The organism is Pseudomonas sp. MF5691, from assembly GCF_016405645.1.
Classification (GTDB): Bacteria; Pseudomonadota; Gammaproteobacteria; order Pseudomonadales; family Pseudomonadaceae; genus Aquipseudomonas; species Aquipseudomonas shahriarae.
Genome location: NZ_JAEKDC010000002.1, coordinates 336,756 through 351,817 on the forward strand (window position 1 = coordinate 336,756; position 15,062 = coordinate 351,817).

Here is a 15,062-nt window from a genome sequence, read left to right on the forward strand (position 1 = left end):
TGGCTCTCCAACCCCAGGCCTAGACGGGATACGTGCATGAACATTCAGGATGTCGTCGATTTCAGCCAGGCGAACACCGCCGCCGAACGCTACCGCCCCGCCACAGAAAAAATCCTCAAGGGCGACCCCGAGCAGACGCTCTTCAACCACTACAACAGCCCGTGCGGCCAGATGAACGCCGGGGTCTGGGAGGGTGAAGTCGGGCAATGGACGGTGAACTACACCGAGCACGAGTACTGCGAGATCGTGCAGGGGGTTTCGGTGCTACGCGATGCCGAAGGCAACGCCAAGACCTTGCGCGCCGGTGACCGCTTCGTGATCCCGGCCGGTTTCAGTGGCACCTGGGAAGTGCTGGAGCCGTGCCGCAAGATCTACGTGGTGTTCGAAGAAAAAGCCTGATCGGTCGACCGCGACTTTTCAAAAGGCAAAAAAAACCCGCATCGTGAGATGCGGGTTTTTTTCACAAGAAAGAAAACCAATTACTTGATTTTGCCTTCTTTGTAGATCACGTGCTTGCGAACGCGCGGGTCGAACATTTTCTTTTCGAGCTTGTCCGGGGTAGTACGCTTGTTCTTGTCGGTAGTGTAGAAGTGACCAGTACCGGCGCTAGAGATCATTCGAATCAATTCACGCATGATTTAGCTCCTTAGATTTTGCCGTCGCGGCGCAGTTCAGCGAGCACGACAGTGATGCCACGCTTGTCGATGATGCGCATGCCTTTGGCAGATACGCGCAGACGGACAAAACGTTTCTCTTCTTCAACCCAGAAGCGGTGATGCTGCAGGTTTGGCAGGAAACGACGACGGGTTTTGTTGTTTGCGTGGGAAATGTTATTCCCAGTCACCGGACCCTTACCGGTAACTTGACAGACTCTCGACATGCCTCAGCCCTCTAAAACCACATGCCCAACCCGGCATGGGTTGGCCGCTTAATCTCTCAGTCATTTGGCGCCAGGCGCCGCGTTTCTTTAAGGGTCTTACCGGCTACACCTACAGTGAAGGAACCGGGCCCCTAGAAAAGAGCGCTGCTTTATACCAGAAAGACCCCAGTGCAACAACAGCCGGTGTGTTTTTCCCGCTGTAAATCTCGCCCAAGCAGCTCTCAAGCGCTGCCAGGGTGGGCCGCCGTGCCGCCGGACCGCTCGTCGCACCGAATGATTTATCGCCGCTGCTTGTAGGCCAAGGCCCCGGGCAAAATGACCTGAAGCGCCATCAAAACAGTATTTGTCCTAAATGCACAGGCAAAAATGGGCTAGTCATTTGTGAATCAGGCCACTACGGTAGGCCTTTTCCAGACTGCACTCGCAGATGGGCCTCCGATCTGCAAAGGAAACCGACCATGCGCCTCGCTGCCCTGCCACTTCTACTCGCCCCGCTCTTCCTCGCCCCGCTGGCCCAGGCGGCCTCCACGTTGAGCGTCTGCACCGAGGCCAGCCCCGAAGGGTTCGATGTGGTGCAGTACAACTCGCTGACCACCACCAACGCCTCGGCGGATGTGCTGATGAACCGCCTGGTGGACTACGACGCCACGAGCGGCAAGCTGGTGCCGAGCCTGGCCGACAGCTGGGAAGTCTCGCCGGACGGCCTGACCTACACCTTTAAATTGCACCCGGGCGTCAAATTCCACCGCACCGCGTATTTCAGCCCAAGCCGCAGCCTTACCGCCGAAGATGTACGTTTCAGCTTCGAACGCATGCTCGACCCGGCCAATCCCTGGCACCAGATCGCCCAGAGCGGCTTCCCCCACGCCCAGTCCTTGCAACTGCCGGCGCTGATCAAAAAGATCGACGCCCTGGATCCGCTGACCGTGCGCTTTACCCTGGATCACGCCGACTCCACGTTCCTCGCCGCGCTGAGCATGGGCTTTGCCTCGATCTACCCGGCCGAATACGCCGACAAGTTGCTCAAGGCCGGCACCCCGGAAAAGCTCAATAGCCAACCCATCGGCACCGGCCCCTTTGTTTTCGGGCGTTTCCAGAAAGATGCAGCGATTCGCTACAAAGCCAACCCGGATTACTTCGCCGGCAAGCCTGCTGTGGATAACTTGATCTTTGCCATCACCCCGGACGCCAACGTACGCCTGCAGAAACTGCGCCGGGATGAGTGCCAGATCGCCTTGTCACCCAAGCCCCTGGATATCGGCGAGGCGCAAAAGGATGCGGCGCTCAAGGTGGAAAAGACCGCAGCCTTCATGACCGCGTTTGTGGCCATCAACAGCCAGCACCCACCGTTGGACAAGCCAGAAGTGCGCCAGGCGATCAACCTGGCCTTCGACAAGGCCAGCTACCTCAAGGCCGTGTTTGAAGGCACCGCCGAAGCCGCCACCGGCCCCTACCCGCCCAATACCTGGGGTTTTGCCAAGGAATTGCCGGGTTATCCACAGGACATCGCCAAGGCCAAGGCCCTGCTGGCCCGCGCCGGGCTGAGTGACGGCTTCAAGACCACCCTTTGGACCCGGCCCTCGGGCAGCCTGCTCAACCCCAACCCAAGCCTGGGCGCACAACTGCTGCAGGCGGACCTGGCCAAGGTCGGCATCCAGGCCGAGATCCGCGTGATCGAATGGGGCGAGCTGATCCGCCGCGCCAAGGCTGGCGAGCACGACCTGCTGTTTATGGGCTGGGCCGGGGACAACGGCGACCCGGATAACTTCCTGACCCCGCAATTTTCCTGCGCGGCGGTAAAATCCGGCACCAACTTTGCCCGTTACTGCGACCCGGCACTGGACAAGCTGATCAGTGCCGGCAAGACCACCAATGAGCAAGGCGTGCGCAGCAAGCTGTATCAACAGGCACAGGCGCAGATCCAGCAGCAGGCGCTGTGGTTGCCACTGGCTCATCCGACGGCCTTTGCCCTGACCCGTAAAAATGTCGAGGGGTATCAGGTCAGCCCGTTTGGGCGCCAGGATTTCTCCAAGGTCAGCGTAAAGCCCTGACCCGGCCGTTGTAGGAGCCGGCAAGCCGGCCCCTACAAGCAACTGCGTTACAGCCAACCGTATTCGGCCATCGACAGCGGGTCACCGTCGCCGATAATGATGTGATCCAGTACCCGCACGTCCACCAGATCGAGGGCCTTTTGCAGATGCTTGGTCAGTTTTCGATCAGCAATGCTGGGCTCGGCATTCCCGGAGGGGTGGTTGTGGCACAGGATCAACGCCGCTGCGTTGTAGTCCAGGGCGCGCTTGACCACCTGTCGCGGGTACACCATGGCATTGTCTATGGTGCCCTGGAACAGCGCTTCGAAGCCCAGCACCCGGTGCCTTGAATCAAGAAACAGGCAGCCGAATATTTCGTGGGGCTCATGGCGCAGCAGCGCCTTGAGGTAGTCACGCACGGCAACCGGGCTTTCCAGTACCGACTCATTGCGCACATGCTCGGCCAGATGGCGCCGGCCCATTTCCAGCACCGCCTGCAACTGGGCGAACTTAGCCGGCCCCAGGCCCAGATGCTGGATGAAGACGGTTTGGCGGGCCTCCAGCAACGAACGCAGGCTGCCAAATTGCCCCAGCAGATGGCGCGCCAAGTCCACCGCGCTTTTACCCGAGACGCCGGTACGCAGGAAAATCGCCAGCAACTCGGCATCCGAGAGACTTGCCGCCCCCAACTCCAAAAGCTTCTCCCGCGGGCGCTCCGCCGCAGGCCAATTGCGAATACTCATGGCACCTCCGTGTGCATGTGCGCCGCTGTTGCATGGCGGACGCTGTGTTATCTTAGCCGCTCTTTTTTGCGCGCGATTTCACCTGGGGAGGGGGATCGCAACGCCATCACTGAACTGGAAAGGCAAACCAATGCAGCGTCTGTATCGGAAACGCATCGTTCTCGGCGTCGGCGGCGGTATTGCCGCCTACAAGAGCGCAGAGTTGGTTCGCAGGCTCCTGGACCAGGGCGCCGAAGTGCGCGTGGTCATGACCCGTGGCGGCAGTGAGTTCATTACCCCGCTGACCATGCAGGCCCTGTCCGGCCACCCGGTGCACCTGGACCTGCTGGACCCGGCAGCCGAAGCCGCCATGGGCCATATCGAACTGGCCAAATGGGCCGACCTGGTGCTGATCGCACCCGCCACTGCTGACCTCATCGCGCGCCTCGCCCAAGGCATTGCCGACGACCTGCTGACCACGCTGGTGCTGGCCACCGACGCCACCGTCGCCATCGCCCCGGCAATGAACCAGGCCATGTGGCGCGACCCCGCCACCCAGGCCAACACCCAACTCCTGCAAAGCCGTGGCCTCAAGGTCTTCGGCCCGGCCTCCGGCAGCCAGGCCTGTGGCGACGTCGGCCTGGGGCGCATGCTCGAAGCCACGGACCTGGCGCTGTGTGCCGCCGAGTGCTTCCAGCATCTGGCCCTGACCGGTAAGCACGTACTGATTACCGCCGGCCCGACCCAGGAAAACATCGACCCGGTGCGCTACATCACCAACCATAGCTCAGGGAAAATGGGCTTTGCCCTGGCAGAAGCGGCGGTTGAGGCAGGCGCACGCGTGACTCTGATCACCGGCCCGGTGCATCTGCCGACCCCGGACCGGGTCACCCGCATCGACGTAGTCAGCGCCCGCGACATGCTCGCTGCCTGTGAGGCGGCGATTCCCTGCGATGTGTTTATCGCGTCGGCAGCGGTCGCAGACTACCGCCCGGAAGTGGTTGCCCCACAAAAACTCAAGAAAGACCCTACAAGCGGCGACGGCCTGCTCCTGCAAATGGTGCGCAACCCGGACATTTTGGCCACCATCGCCACCCGCGCGGATCGTCCGTTCAGCGTCGGTTTCGCTGCCGAAACCGAAAACCTGCTGGACTACGCCGCACGCAAACTGAAAGACAAAAACCTCGACCTGATCGTTGCCAATGACGTCGCCAACCCGAGCATCGGCTTCAACAGCGAGGAAAACGCCTGCAGCGTGATTGATCGCGAGCTGCACGCCACCCTTTTCGCCCAGACCAGCAAGGGCAAGATTGCCCGCCAACTGATCTCTTTTATCGCCCAACGGCTGAACCAGGTTTAATGTCCATGCACGCTTTGCAAGCCAAGATCCTCGACCCCCGCCTCGGCACCGACTTCCCACTGCCGGCCTACGCCACACCGGGCTCCGCCGGCCTGGACCTGCGCGCCATGCTCAAGCAAGACACCGTCCTTGAGCCGGGCCAGACCCTGCTGATCCCCACCGGCCTGTCGATCTACGTCGGCGACCCCGGCCTGGCCGCCTTGATCCTGCCGCGCTCCGGCCTGGGTCACAAACACGGGATCGTGCTGGGCAACCTGGTGGGCTTGATCGACTCGGACTACCAGGGCGAATTGATGGTCTCGTGCTGGAACCGTGGCCAGACTGCCTTCAACATCGCCGTCGGCGAGCGCATTGCTCAACTGGTCCTGGTGCCGGTGGTGCAGGCACATTTCGAACTGGTCACCGAGTTCGACGAAACCCAGCGTGGCGCGGGCGGTTTCGGGCATTCCGGCAGCCACTGACTACGCTCAGGCATGCCGGACTCTGCGTCCGACATGCCCCAGTGGCATTTTCGCACCACGAACTCTAGGGCAAAAACGCCGTCTTACCCTTCAGTTTGAGCCTGCCGGTCGCCACATTCAGGCCTGTCCGCCCCGTATCGATGGAGTTTCCCCAGTGATGAGCAACGCAGCCCCAGTCGCACCGACGTTTCCCGACAGCATTTTCCGCGCCTACGACATCCGTGGTGTCGTCCCGAAAACCCTGACCGCCGAAACCGCCTACTGGATCGGCCGCGCCATCGGCTCGCAAAGCCTGGCCCAGGGCGAGCCCAACGTCTCTGTGGGACGTGACGGTCGCCTGTCCGGCCCCGAGCTGGTGGAGCGCCTGATCCAGGGCCTGGCCGACAGCGGCTGTCATGTCAGCGACGTTGGCCTGGTGCCGACCCCGGCGCTGTACTACGCCGCCAACGTGCTGGCCGGCAAATCCGGCGTGATGCTCACTGGCAGCCACAACCCATCGGACTACAACGGCTTCAAGATCGTGATTGCCGGCGATACCCTTGCCAACGAACAGATCCAGGCCCTGCACACTCGCCTCAAGACCAATGACCTGACCAGCGGTAAGGGCAGCATCACCAAGGTCGATATCCTCCAGCGCTACTCGGACGAAATCACCCGTGACGTCAAGCTCGAGCGGCGCCTGAAAGTCGTGGTGGACTGCGGCAACGGCGCGGCCGGCGTGATCGCCCCGCAACTGCTCGAAGCCTTGAACTGCGAAGTGATCCCGCTGTTCTGCGAAGTCGACGGCAATTTCCCCAACCATCACCCGGACCCGGGCAAGCCTGAAAATCTGGTGGACCTGATCGCCAAGGTCGCAGAAGTGGGCGCCGATGTCGGCCTGGCCTTCGATGGCGACGGCGACCGCGTAGGCGTGGTGACCAACACCGGCAGCATCGTGTTCCCCGACCGCCTGCTGATGCTGTTCGCCCGCGACGTAGTGGCGCGCAACCCCGGTGCCGAGATCATCTTCGACGTCAAATGCACCCGGCGCCTGACGCCGTTGATCAAGGAATACGGCGGCCGCCCACTGATGTGGAAGACCGGTCACTCGTTGATCAAAAAGAAAATGAAAGAAACCGGCGCCCTGCTGGCCGGCGAAATGAGCGGCCATGTGTTCTTCAAGGAGCGCTGGTTCGGTTTTGACGACGGCATCTACAGCGCCGCCCGCCTGCTGGAGATCCTCAGCAAGGAAAAATCCAGCGCTGAAGACTTGTTCGAGACCTTCCCGAACGATATTTCTACGCCGGAAATCAATATCCATGTGACCGAAGAGAGCAAATTCAGCATCATTGACGCATTGCACGATGCGCAATGGGGTGCAGGCGCCAACCTGACCACCATTGATGGTGTGCGAGTCGATTATGCCGAAGGCTGGGGCCTGGTTCGCGCGTCCAACACCACTCCGGTGCTGGTCCTGCGTTTCGAGGCGGATACCGAGGCCGAGTTGCAGCGCATCAAGGACGTGTTCCACGCCCAGTTGAAACGTGTTGCCCCTGATCTCCAACTACCGTTCTGATTATTTGCCCCGGAGCCCTGAATGACCCTCGAACGCGAAGCCGCCGCCAACACCGCCAAGGTCCTTTCCGAAGCGTTGCCTTACATTCGACGCTACGTCGGCAAGACGCTGGTGATCAAGTACGGCGGCAATGCCATGGAAAGCGACGAGCTGAAAACCGGCTTTGCCCGTGACATCGTGCTGATGAAAGCTGTCGGGATCAACCCGGTGGTGGTGCACGGCGGCGGCCCGCAAATCGGTGACCTGCTCAAGCGCCTGTCCATCGAGAGTCATTTCATCGACGGCATGCGCGTTACCGATGCGCAGACCATGGACGTGGTGGAGATGGTCCTGGGCGGCCAGGTGAACAAAGACATCGTCAACCTGATCAACCGTCACGGCGGCAGCGCCATCGGCCTGACCGGCAAGGACGCCGAGCTGATCCGTGCGAAGAAACTTACCGTGACCCGCAAGACTCCGGAGATGACCCAGCCGGAAATCATCGACATCGGCCAGGTGGGCGAAGTGATCGGCATCAACACCGATTTGCTCAACCTGCTGGTCAAGGGCGACTTCATCCCGGTCATCGCGCCGATTGGCGTGGGGGCCAATGGCGAGTCCTACAACATCAACGCCGATCTGGTGGCGGGCAAGGTGGCCGAGGCACTCAAGGCCGAGAAGCTGATGCTGCTGACCAATATCGCCGGCCTGATGGACAAGGAAGGCAAGGTTCTGACCGGCCTGACTACCCAGCAAGTCGACGATCTGATCGCCGACGGCACCATCTACGGCGGCATGCTGCCGAAGATCCGCTGCGCACTGGAAGCGGTGCAGGGTGGCGTAGGCAGCTCGCTGATCATCGACGGCCGGGTGCCCAATGCGGTGCTGCTGGAGATCTTCACTGATACGGGCATGGGTACGCTGATCAGCAATCGCAAGCGTCCGTAAGCGCTGAAACAAAAAGCCCCCGTTCAACTGGATTGAACGGGGGCTTTTTTGTGGCCAATCTGCAACAGGGTGGGTATCCCCTGTGTCAGACGCCAAACTGCTCGCGGTACGCACGCACTGCCGGCAGATGCTGCTTGAGCTGCGGGTCGTCTTCCAGGAACTGCAATACCTGGTTCAGCGACACGATGCTCACCACGGGAATCCCGAAGTCACGTTCCACTTCCTGGATCGCCGACAACTCACCGTTGCCGCGTTCCTGGCGGTTCAACGCGATCAGCACGCCCGCAGCCTTGGCGCCGTCCTGGGACGCAATGATCTGCATCACTTCACGAATCGCGGTACCGGCAGTGATCACGTCGTCGATGATCAGCACATCGCCGGTCAGCGGCGCGCCGACCAGGCTGCCGCCCTCACCGTGGGCCTTGGCTTCCTTGCGGTTGAAGCACCACGGCAGATCGCGGTCGTGGTGTTCAGCCAGGGCCACTGCGGTTGCGGCGGCCAACGGAATACCTTTGTAGGCCGGGCCAAACAGCACGTCGAAGGCAATACCGCTTTCAACGATGGCGGCGGCGTAGAAACGCCCCAGTTGCGCCAGGGCAGAACCCGAGTTGAACAGGCCGGCATTGAAGAAGTATGGGCTGGTGCGCCCGGACTTGAGGGTGAACTCACCGAAGCGCAAAACCCCGCGATCGATGGCAAAACGAATGAAATCGCGTTGATACGCCTGCATGAAAAAAGCCTCAGATACCACGGATTTAGCTAAATAGGTAGACGGCGTGTATCATACACGCACGCGATTTTTGGGGCCATTTATGCGGATCATCAGTGTGAACGTTAATGGTATTCAGGCTGCAGTCGAGCGTGGTTTGCTCAGTTGGCTGCAAGCCCAGAATGCCGACGTCATCTGCCTGCAGGACACCCGCGCCTCCGCCTTTGAACTGGACGACCCAGCCTTCCAACTGGATGGCTACTTCCTTTATGCCTGTGATGCCGAAGTCCCTGCCCAAGGTGGCGTGGCTCTGTACTCACGGTTGCAACCCAAGGCGGTCATCAGCGGCCTCGGCTTCGAGACAGCCGATCGCTACGGGCGCTACCTGCAAGCCGATTTCGACAAAGTCAGTATTGCTACCTTGCTGCTCCCTTCGGGGATGAACGGCGATGAAGACTTGAACCAGAAGTTCAAGCTAATGGACGATTTCGCCCGTTATCTGGATAAACAGCGACGCAAACGCCGCGAGTACATTTATTGTGGCTCGTTGTACGTGGCGCAACAGAAGCTGGATATCAAGAACTGGCGCGACAGCCAGCAATCCCCGGGCTTCCTGGCGCCGGAACGGGCCTGGATGGACGAGATTGTCGGCAACATGGGGTATGTAGATGCCCTGCGTGAAGTCAGCCGCGAAGGCGACCAGTACAGCTGGTGGCCGGACAACGAACAGGCCGAGATGCTTAATCTGGGCTGGCGCTTTGACTACCAGTTGCTGACCCCCGGCCTGCGCCGGTTTGTCCGCAGCGCACGTCTGCCGCGTCAACCGCGCTTCTCGCAACATGCGCCGTTGATCGTGGACTACGACTGGACCTTGACCATCTGAGGTCAATATCCAGGTACAAAAAAACCGACATCGCTGTCGGTTTTTTTGTGGGCGATCATTATTTGATCAATCGCCAGGTGAGCGGGTAACGGTAGGCAATGCCTTTGTTGGCCTTGATCCCGCCAATGATGGTCAAGATCAGTGCGGCAATTACCAGCACCACCATCAACAGGAAGCCGATCACCACGAACCCCAGGACAAAGCAGACCAGCCAGGCGATGGCCACGGTCAGCTGGAAGTTCAGCGCTTCCTTGCCCTGGTCGTCGATCAGCGGGTCCATGTCCTTCTTCACCTGCCACAGGATCAATGGCCCCAACACGCTACCAAAGGGGAACACCAGGCCCAGGAACGCCGCGAAGTGACAGAGCATCGCCCATTGGCGCACTTCCTTGTTCTGGGCTGACACGGGAAGCTGGTTGTCACTCATCGCGTTGCTCCTTGAGGCCGGTTTCAGTCAGCCAGTGCGGCGTTCTGCAGTTCGAAGATTTCGCTCATGCCTTTCTGGGCCAGGGCCAGCATGGCGTTCAGGTCTGCCGGCTGGAATGGCGCGCCTTCGGCGGTGCCCTGCACTTCGATGAACCCACCGGTGCTGGTCATGACCACGTTCAGGTCGGTCTCGGCAGCCGAGTCTTCCAGGTAGTCCAGGTCCAGCACCGGCTCGCCCTGGTACATGCCCACCGATACGGCGGCAATCATCTGCTTGAGCGGGTCGCCGCCTTTCAGGCCGCCGCGCTTCTTGATCACTTTCAGCGCGTCGACCAGGGCCACCATGGCGCCAGTGATGGAGGCGGTGCGGGTGCCGCCGTCGGCCTGGATCACGTCGCAGTCGACGTACAGGGTTACATCGCCCAGTTTAGACATGTCCAGCGCAGCGCGCAGGGAACGGCCGATCAGACGCTGGATTTCCAGGGTACGACCGCCCTGCTTGCCACGGCTGGCTTCACGCTGGTTACGCTCGCCGGTGGCGCGCGGCAACATGCCGTACTCTGCGGTCAACCAACCCTGGCCCTGCCCCTTGAGGAAACGCGGCACGCCATTCTCGACGCTGACGGTGCAGATGACCTTGGTATCGCCAAACTCGACCAGTACAGATCCCTCGGCGTGTTTGGTGTAGTTGCGGGTGATGCGGATCGAGCGGAGCTGATCGGCAGCGCGACCACTTGGACGTTTCATAGGGGATACCTGTACAGAGGACGAAAAACTGCCGAGCATTATAGAGCCGCAGGCCGCTTCTCGGCACTGCTAATAAATTCGGTAACGAATGGACAACCCCTGGCACCCTTTGTCACAGCCCGCATTTGGGGGCGCCCGCCCCGTTGCGCTACAATCCTGCGCCTTCGCAGCCAGTCGGCTTCAATCTACCCACCAGCCCGCCCGTTTGCGGGACTGCATCGCGAGGTACCTCCATGGTGCACAGCATGACTGCCTTTGCCCGCGTCGAAAAAGCCGGCGTCCAGGGCACCCTGAGCTGGGAATTGCGCTCGGTCAACAGCCGCTACCTGGAGCCGCACCTGCGCCTGCCCGAATCCTTCCGCGACCTTGAAGGCGCAGTGCGCGAAGCCCTGCGTGCCGGCATCTCCCGCGGCAAACTGGAATGCACCCTGCGCTTTACCGAGGAAACCACCGGCAAGCCGCTGCAGGTTGACCGCGAGCGCGCCGCGCAACTGGTCGCCGCCGCCGAGACCATCGCCAGCCTGATCAAACAGCCAGCGGCCCTGAACCCCCTGGAAGTGTTGGCCTGGCCTGGGGTGCTGGTGGCCGACGCCACTGACCCGCAAGCGCTGAACGCCGAAGCCCTGGCCCTGTTCAACCAGGGCCTCAAGGAGCTTAAAGCCGGCCGCGAGCGTGAAGGCGCCGAGCTGGCCCGCCTGATCAACGAACGCCTGACGGCCATCGAGGCCGACGTCGTGACCCTGCGCGAACTGGTGCCGCAGATGCTGGCCACCCAGCGTCAGAAAGTCCTCGACCGCTTCACCGACATGAAGGCCGACCTCGACCCGGTGCGCCTGGAACAGGAAATGGTCCTGCTCGCACAAAAAAGCGACGTCGCCGAAGAACTCGACCGCCTGAGCACCCATATCCTGGAAGTGCGCCGCGTGCTCAAGTCGGCCGGTGCCGCCGGTCGGCGCCTGGACTTCCTGATGCAGGAACTCAACCGCGAAGCCAATACACTGGGCTCCAAAGCCTTCGATCCGCGCAGCACCACGGCTGCGGTCAACCTCAAAGTGTTGATCGAGCAAATGCGCGAACAAGTACAGAATATTGAGTAAGGCAACTCCCATGACCCACAGCACCGGCACCCTGTACATCATTTCCGCCCCCTCGGGCGCGGGCAAAAGCAGCCTGGTCAAGGCCCTGACCGACACCAACCCGGAGATCCGCGTATCGGTCTCCCACACCACTCGCGCCATGCGCCCGGGTGAAGTGAACGGCGTGAACTATCACTTCGTCGAACGCAGCGAATTCGTGAAGATGATCGAACACGGTGACTTCCTGGAGCGCGCCGAGGTGTTCGGCAACCTCTATGGCACGTCCCAGAGCCACTTGCAGCAGACCCTGGACGAAGGCCACGACCTGATCCTGGAAATCGACTGGCAGGGCGCCGAACAGGTGCGCCAATTGATGCCCAAGGCGCGCTCGATCTTTATCCTCCCGCCGTCCCTGGAGGCCTTGCAACAGCGCCTGACCAATCGCGGCCAGGACAGCGATCAGGTCATCGACGGCCGTATGCGCGAAGCCGTCAGTGAAATGAGCCACTATGTGGACTACGACTACCTGATCATCAACGACGATTTTTCCCACGCCCTGGACGACTTGAAGGCGATTTTCCGCGCCAATCAGCTCCAGCAAAAACGCCAACAGCAGCGTTTTGGCAAATTGTTGGCCGAACTGCTCGGTTGAATGGCTCTTCCCAAAACCGCTGCAAGGGCCTTACATTGGCACTTGTAGCGTGTTTGCCGGGGCCTGCAGAAAATCAGCGCTTCCCTAAACGCTGGTGATTTTTTAAACTGTTGAGTCCGCTCGCCCAACCGGGCAGCGCGCATCTTGCATTCGCTCCGAGGAATACCATGGCCCGCGTAACCGTTGAAGACTGCCTAGAACACGTGGATAACCGCTTTGAGCTGGTCATGCTCTCTACCAAGCGTGCCCGTCAATTGGCCACTGGCGGCAAAGAGCCACTGCTCAATTGGGAAAATGACAAGCCTACCGTGATGGCCCTGCGCGAAATCGCTGCCGGCGTGATGAGCTATGAATACATTGCCAGCGCTGAAATCGTTGAAGACGAACCGCTGTTTGCAGCGTTCGAGGACGAGTCCAACGAGGCCGTCTAAGCCTATGCCTGGTCGACGTAGCACGGCGCGGGGTCACAGCATTCGGCAGGAGTTAACACTTTGCCGAGCATAGACGCCCTCGCCGATCGCTTATCGACCTACCTCGGCACCGACCAGGTCAACCTGGTCCGCCGAGCGTATTTCTATGCCGAACAAGCCCACGACGGCCAACGCCGCCGCAGCGGCGAGGCGTACGTCACCCATCCTCTTGCGGTGGCCAATATTCTTGCCGACATGCACATGGACCATCAGAGCCTGATGGCTGCGATGCTGCATGACGTGATCGAAGACACCGGCATTGCCAAGGAAGCGCTCAGTGCGCAATTTGGCGAAACCGTGGCCGACCTGGTCGACGGAGTCAGCAAGCTGACCCAGATGAACTTCGAGACCAAGGCCGAGGCCCAGGCGGAAAACTTCCAGAAGATGGCCATGGCCATGGCCCGGGACATCCGGGTGATCCTGGTCAAGCTGGCCGACCGGCTGCACAACATGCGCACGCTGGAAGTGCTGTCCGGTGAGAAACGCCGGCGCATTGCCAAGGAAACCCTGGAAATCTACGCGCCCATCGCCAACCGGCTGGGCATGCATGCCATTCGTATCGAATTCGAAGACCTGGGTTTCAAGGCGATGCACCCGATGCGCTCGGCGCGCATCTACCAGGCGGTCAAGCGCGCCCGGGGCAATCGCAAGGAAATCGTCAACAAGATCGAAGAGTCCCTGAGCCACTGCCTGGCAATCGACGAGATTGAAGGCGAAGTCAGCGGGCGGCAGAAGCATATCTACGGCATCTACAAGAAGATGCGCGGCAAGCGCCGGGCCTTCAACGAGATCATGGACGTGTATGCGTTCCGGATCATCGTCGACAAGGTCGATACCTGCTACCGCGTGCTGGGCGCTGTACATAATTTGTACAAACCCCTGCCAGGCCGCTTCAAGGACTACATCGCCATCCCCAAAGCCAACGGCTATCAGTCGCTGCATACCACGCTGTTCGGTATGCATGGGGTGCCGATCGAGATCCAGATCCGCACCCGGGAAATGGAAGAGATGGCCAACAACGGCATCGCCGCCCATTGGCTGTACAAATCCAGCGGCGACGAGCAGCCCAAAGGCACCCATGCCCGCGCCCGTCAGTGGGTCAAGGGCGTGCTGGAAATGCAGCAACGTGCCGGCAACTCCCTGGAGTTCATCGAAAGCGTGAAGATCGACCTGTTCCCGGACGAGGTCTACGTGTTCACGCCAAAAGGCCGGATCATGGAGCTGCCCAAGGGCTCCACGGCGGTCGACTTTGCCTACGCAGTGCACACCGACGTCGGCAACAGTTGCATCGCCTGCCGGATCAACCGCCGCCTGGCCCCGCTGTCGGAACCGCTGCAAAGCGGCTCCACCGTGGAGATCGTCAGCGCGCCGGGGGCCCGGCCGAACCCGGCCTGGCTCAACTTCGTAGTCACCGGCAAGGCCCGCACCCATATCCGCCACGCCCTGAAGCTGCAACGCCGCTCCGAGTCCATCAGCCTGGGCGAACGCCTGCTGAACAAGGTGCTCAACGGTTTCGACAGTTCCTTGGAGAAGATCCCCGCCGAGCGCGTGCAGGCGATCCTCCACGAGTACCGCCAGGAAGCCATCGAGGACTTGCTCGAAGACATCGGCCTGGGCAATCGCATGGCCTACGTGGTCGCCCGCCGCCTGCTCGGCGAGGGCGAGCAACTGCCGAGCCCCGAAGGCCCGCTGGCCATTCGCGGCACCGAAGGCCTGGTGCTGAGCTACGCCAAATGCTGCACACCGATCCCGGGCGACCCGATTGTCGGCCACCTGTCCGCCGGCAAAGGCATGGTCGTGCACCTGGACAACTGCCGCAATATCAGCGAAATACGCCACAACCCGGAAAAATGCATCCAGCTGTCCTGGGCCAAGGATGTGACCGGCGAATTCAACGTCGAGCTGCGGGTCGAGCTGGAGCATCAGCGCGGCCTGATCGCCTTGCTGGCCAGTAGCGTCAACGCCGCCGACGGCAATATCGAAAAAATCAGCATGGACGAACGTGATGGTCGCATCAGCGTGGTCCAACTGGTGGTCAGCGTGCACGACCGTGTACACCTGGCCCGCGTGATCAAGAAACTGCGTGCCCTGACTGGGGTTATCCGCATCACTCGCATGCGCGCATAACGCCTCCCCCTATAGCCCGGACATTACAAGGAGTCAT

General features: G+C 60.9%; 16 protein-coding genes and 1 pseudogene. 11 read left to right on the forward strand and 6 right to left on the reverse strand.

What is annotated here, in order from left to right; translation table 11 throughout:
• The first annotated feature begins 36 nt into the window (after positions 1–36).
• Positions 37–399, forward strand: coding sequence for a cupin domain-containing protein (locus JFT44_RS04260; RefSeq protein WP_057440505.1), 363 nt, complete (start codon positions 37–39; stop codon positions 397–399).
• 80 nt (positions 400–479) lie between these two features.
• On the opposite strand, the gene rpmG is transcribed toward JFT44_RS04260, so the two are convergent.
• Together rpmG and rpmB are read right to left on the reverse strand one after the other, a co-directional pair.
• Positions 480–635, reverse strand: coding sequence for a 50S ribosomal protein L33 (gene rpmG / locus JFT44_RS04265; RefSeq protein ID WP_003176906.1), 156 nt, complete (start codon positions 633–635; stop codon positions 480–482).
• Positions 636–646: 11 nt separating this feature from the next.
• On the reverse strand, positions 647–880 hold the full coding sequence (gene rpmB, locus JFT44_RS04270) for a 50S ribosomal protein L28 (RefSeq protein WP_007920377.1): 234 nt from the start codon (positions 878–880) through the stop codon (positions 647–649).
• 458 nt (positions 881–1,338) lie between these two features.
• On the opposite strand from rpmB, the gene JFT44_RS04275 reads away from it, so the two are divergent.
• Positions 1,339–2,931 carry an ABC transporter substrate-binding protein gene (locus JFT44_RS04275; RefSeq protein WP_057960998.1) on the forward strand — a complete coding sequence of 531 codons (1,593 nt, stop codon included), beginning with the start codon at positions 1,339–1,341 and terminating at the stop codon, positions 2,929–2,931.
• Positions 2,932–2,978: 47 nt separating this feature from the next.
• Here JFT44_RS04275 and radC read toward each other — a convergent pair whose 3' ends face one another.
• Positions 2,979–3,653 carry a DNA repair protein RadC gene (gene radC / locus JFT44_RS04280; RefSeq protein ID WP_057960999.1) on the reverse strand — a complete coding sequence of 225 codons (675 nt, stop codon included), beginning with the start codon at positions 3,651–3,653 and terminating at the stop codon, positions 2,979–2,981.
• A 130-nt stretch (positions 3,654–3,783) separates the two neighbouring features.
• On the opposite strand from radC, the gene coaBC reads away from it, so the two are divergent.
• The 4 genes and pseudogenes from coaBC to argB all read left to right on the forward strand — a co-directional run bounded on the left by coaBC (position 3,784) and on the right by argB (position 7,935).
• Positions 3,784–4,992 (forward strand): bifunctional phosphopantothenoylcysteine decarboxylase/phosphopantothenate--cysteine ligase CoaBC, encoded by a 1,209-nt coding sequence (gene coaBC, locus JFT44_RS04285; RefSeq protein WP_029289805.1) that lies wholly within the window; start codon positions 3,784–3,786, stop codon positions 4,990–4,992.
• Between the two features lie 5 nt (positions 4,993–4,997).
• Positions 4,998–5,453, forward strand: coding sequence for a dUTP diphosphatase (dut, locus tag JFT44_RS04290; RefSeq protein ID WP_057961001.1), 456 nt, complete (start codon positions 4,998–5,000; stop codon positions 5,451–5,453).
• A 148-nt stretch (positions 5,454–5,601) separates the two neighbouring features.
• Positions 5,602–7,008 (forward strand): annotated as a pseudogene (locus tag JFT44_RS04295) (phosphomannomutase/phosphoglucomutase); the annotation flags it as partial.
• A 21-nt stretch (positions 7,009–7,029) separates the two neighbouring features.
• The gene (argB, locus tag JFT44_RS04300; RefSeq protein ID WP_029289812.1) at positions 7,030–7,935 is read left to right on the forward strand and encodes an acetylglutamate kinase; all 906 of its coding nucleotides are present in this window, start codon (positions 7,030–7,032) and stop codon (positions 7,933–7,935) included.
• Between the two features lie 85 nt (positions 7,936–8,020).
• On the opposite strand, the gene pyrE is transcribed toward argB, so the two are convergent.
• Complete coding sequence (pyrE, locus tag JFT44_RS04305; protein ID WP_057444213.1) at positions 8,021–8,665, reverse strand: orotate phosphoribosyltransferase; 645 nt, start codon at positions 8,663–8,665, stop codon at positions 8,021–8,023.
• Positions 8,666–8,747: 82 nt separating this feature from the next.
• Here pyrE and JFT44_RS04310 point away from each other — a divergent pair, with 82 nt between their 5' ends.
• A complete protein-coding gene (locus JFT44_RS04310; RefSeq protein WP_029289816.1) occupies positions 8,748–9,527 on the forward strand; it encodes an exodeoxyribonuclease III in 780 nt (259 codons plus the stop codon).
• A 58-nt stretch (positions 9,528–9,585) separates the two neighbouring features.
• On the opposite strand, the gene JFT44_RS04315 is transcribed toward JFT44_RS04310, so the two are convergent.
• Together JFT44_RS04315 and rph are read right to left on the reverse strand one after the other, a co-directional pair.
• Positions 9,586–9,954 (reverse strand): DUF4870 domain-containing protein, encoded by a 369-nt coding sequence (locus JFT44_RS04315; protein ID WP_120734336.1) that lies wholly within the window; start codon positions 9,952–9,954, stop codon positions 9,586–9,588.
• Positions 9,955–9,977: 23 nt separating this feature from the next.
• Positions 9,978–10,700, reverse strand: coding sequence for a ribonuclease PH (gene rph, locus JFT44_RS04320; RefSeq protein WP_057961002.1), 723 nt, complete (start codon positions 10,698–10,700; stop codon positions 9,978–9,980).
• A gap of 233 nt (positions 10,701–10,933) precedes the next feature.
• Between rph and JFT44_RS04325 the strand changes: the two genes are divergently transcribed.
• From JFT44_RS04325 to spoT, 4 genes are all read left to right on the forward strand, one after another.
• A complete protein-coding gene (locus JFT44_RS04325) occupies positions 10,934–11,797 on the forward strand; it encodes a YicC/YloC family endoribonuclease (RefSeq protein ID WP_057440510.1) in 864 nt (287 codons plus the stop codon).
• Between the two features lie 10 nt (positions 11,798–11,807).
• Positions 11,808–12,428 (forward strand): guanylate kinase, encoded by a 621-nt coding sequence (gene gmk, locus JFT44_RS04330; protein WP_128593301.1) that lies wholly within the window; start codon positions 11,808–11,810, stop codon positions 12,426–12,428.
• Between the two features lie 167 nt (positions 12,429–12,595).
• Positions 12,596–12,859, forward strand: coding sequence for a DNA-directed RNA polymerase subunit omega (gene rpoZ, locus JFT44_RS04335; RefSeq protein ID WP_057440512.1), 264 nt, complete (start codon positions 12,596–12,598; stop codon positions 12,857–12,859).
• Positions 12,860–12,919: 60 nt separating this feature from the next.
• Positions 12,920–15,025: a bifunctional GTP diphosphokinase/guanosine-3',5'-bis pyrophosphate 3'-pyrophosphohydrolase gene (spoT, locus tag JFT44_RS04340; protein WP_057961004.1), complete on the forward strand. Its 2,106-nt coding sequence runs from the start codon at positions 12,920–12,922 to the stop codon at positions 15,023–15,025.
• Positions 15,026–15,062 lie beyond the last annotated feature (37 nt).

What these genes read in the sequence shown, in the direction of transcription:
- JFT44_RS04260 (WP_057440505.1), top strand. Translation starts at nt 37, where the DNA reads ATGAACATTCAGGATGTCGTCGATTTCAGCCAGGCGAACACCGCCGCC.
- rpmG (WP_003176906.1), bottom strand. Translation starts at nt 635, where the DNA reads ATGCGTGAATTGATTCGAATGATCTCTAGCGCCGGTACTGGTCACTTC.
- rpmB (WP_007920377.1), bottom strand. Translation starts at nt 880, where the DNA reads ATGTCGAGAGTCTGTCAAGTTACCGGTAAGGGTCCGGTGACTGGGAAT.
- JFT44_RS04275 (WP_057960998.1), top strand. Translation starts at nt 1,339, where the DNA reads ATGCGCCTCGCTGCCCTGCCACTTCTACTCGCCCCGCTCTTCCTCGCC.
- radC (WP_057960999.1), bottom strand. Translation starts at nt 3,653, where the DNA reads ATGAGTATTCGCAATTGGCCTGCGGCGGAGCGCCCGCGGGAGAAGCTT.
- coaBC (WP_029289805.1), top strand. Translation starts at nt 3,784, where the DNA reads ATGCAGCGTCTGTATCGGAAACGCATCGTTCTCGGCGTCGGCGGCGGT.
- dut (WP_057961001.1), top strand. Translation starts at nt 4,998, where the DNA reads ATGCACGCTTTGCAAGCCAAGATCCTCGACCCCCGCCTCGGCACCGAC.
- argB (WP_029289812.1), top strand. Translation starts at nt 7,030, where the DNA reads ATGACCCTCGAACGCGAAGCCGCCGCCAACACCGCCAAGGTCCTTTCC.
- pyrE (WP_057444213.1), bottom strand. Translation starts at nt 8,665, where the DNA reads ATGCAGGCGTATCAACGCGATTTCATTCGTTTTGCCATCGATCGCGGG.
- JFT44_RS04310 (WP_029289816.1), top strand. Translation starts at nt 8,748, where the DNA reads ATGCGGATCATCAGTGTGAACGTTAATGGTATTCAGGCTGCAGTCGAG.
- JFT44_RS04315 (WP_120734336.1), bottom strand. Translation starts at nt 9,954, where the DNA reads ATGAGTGACAACCAGCTTCCCGTGTCAGCCCAGAACAAGGAAGTGCGC.
- rph (WP_057961002.1), bottom strand. Translation starts at nt 10,700, where the DNA reads ATGAAACGTCCAAGTGGTCGCGCTGCCGATCAGCTCCGCTCGATCCGC.
- JFT44_RS04325 (WP_057440510.1), top strand. Translation starts at nt 10,934, where the DNA reads ATGGTGCACAGCATGACTGCCTTTGCCCGCGTCGAAAAAGCCGGCGTC.
- gmk (WP_128593301.1), top strand. Translation starts at nt 11,808, where the DNA reads ATGACCCACAGCACCGGCACCCTGTACATCATTTCCGCCCCCTCGGGC.
- rpoZ (WP_057440512.1), top strand. Translation starts at nt 12,596, where the DNA reads ATGGCCCGCGTAACCGTTGAAGACTGCCTAGAACACGTGGATAACCGC.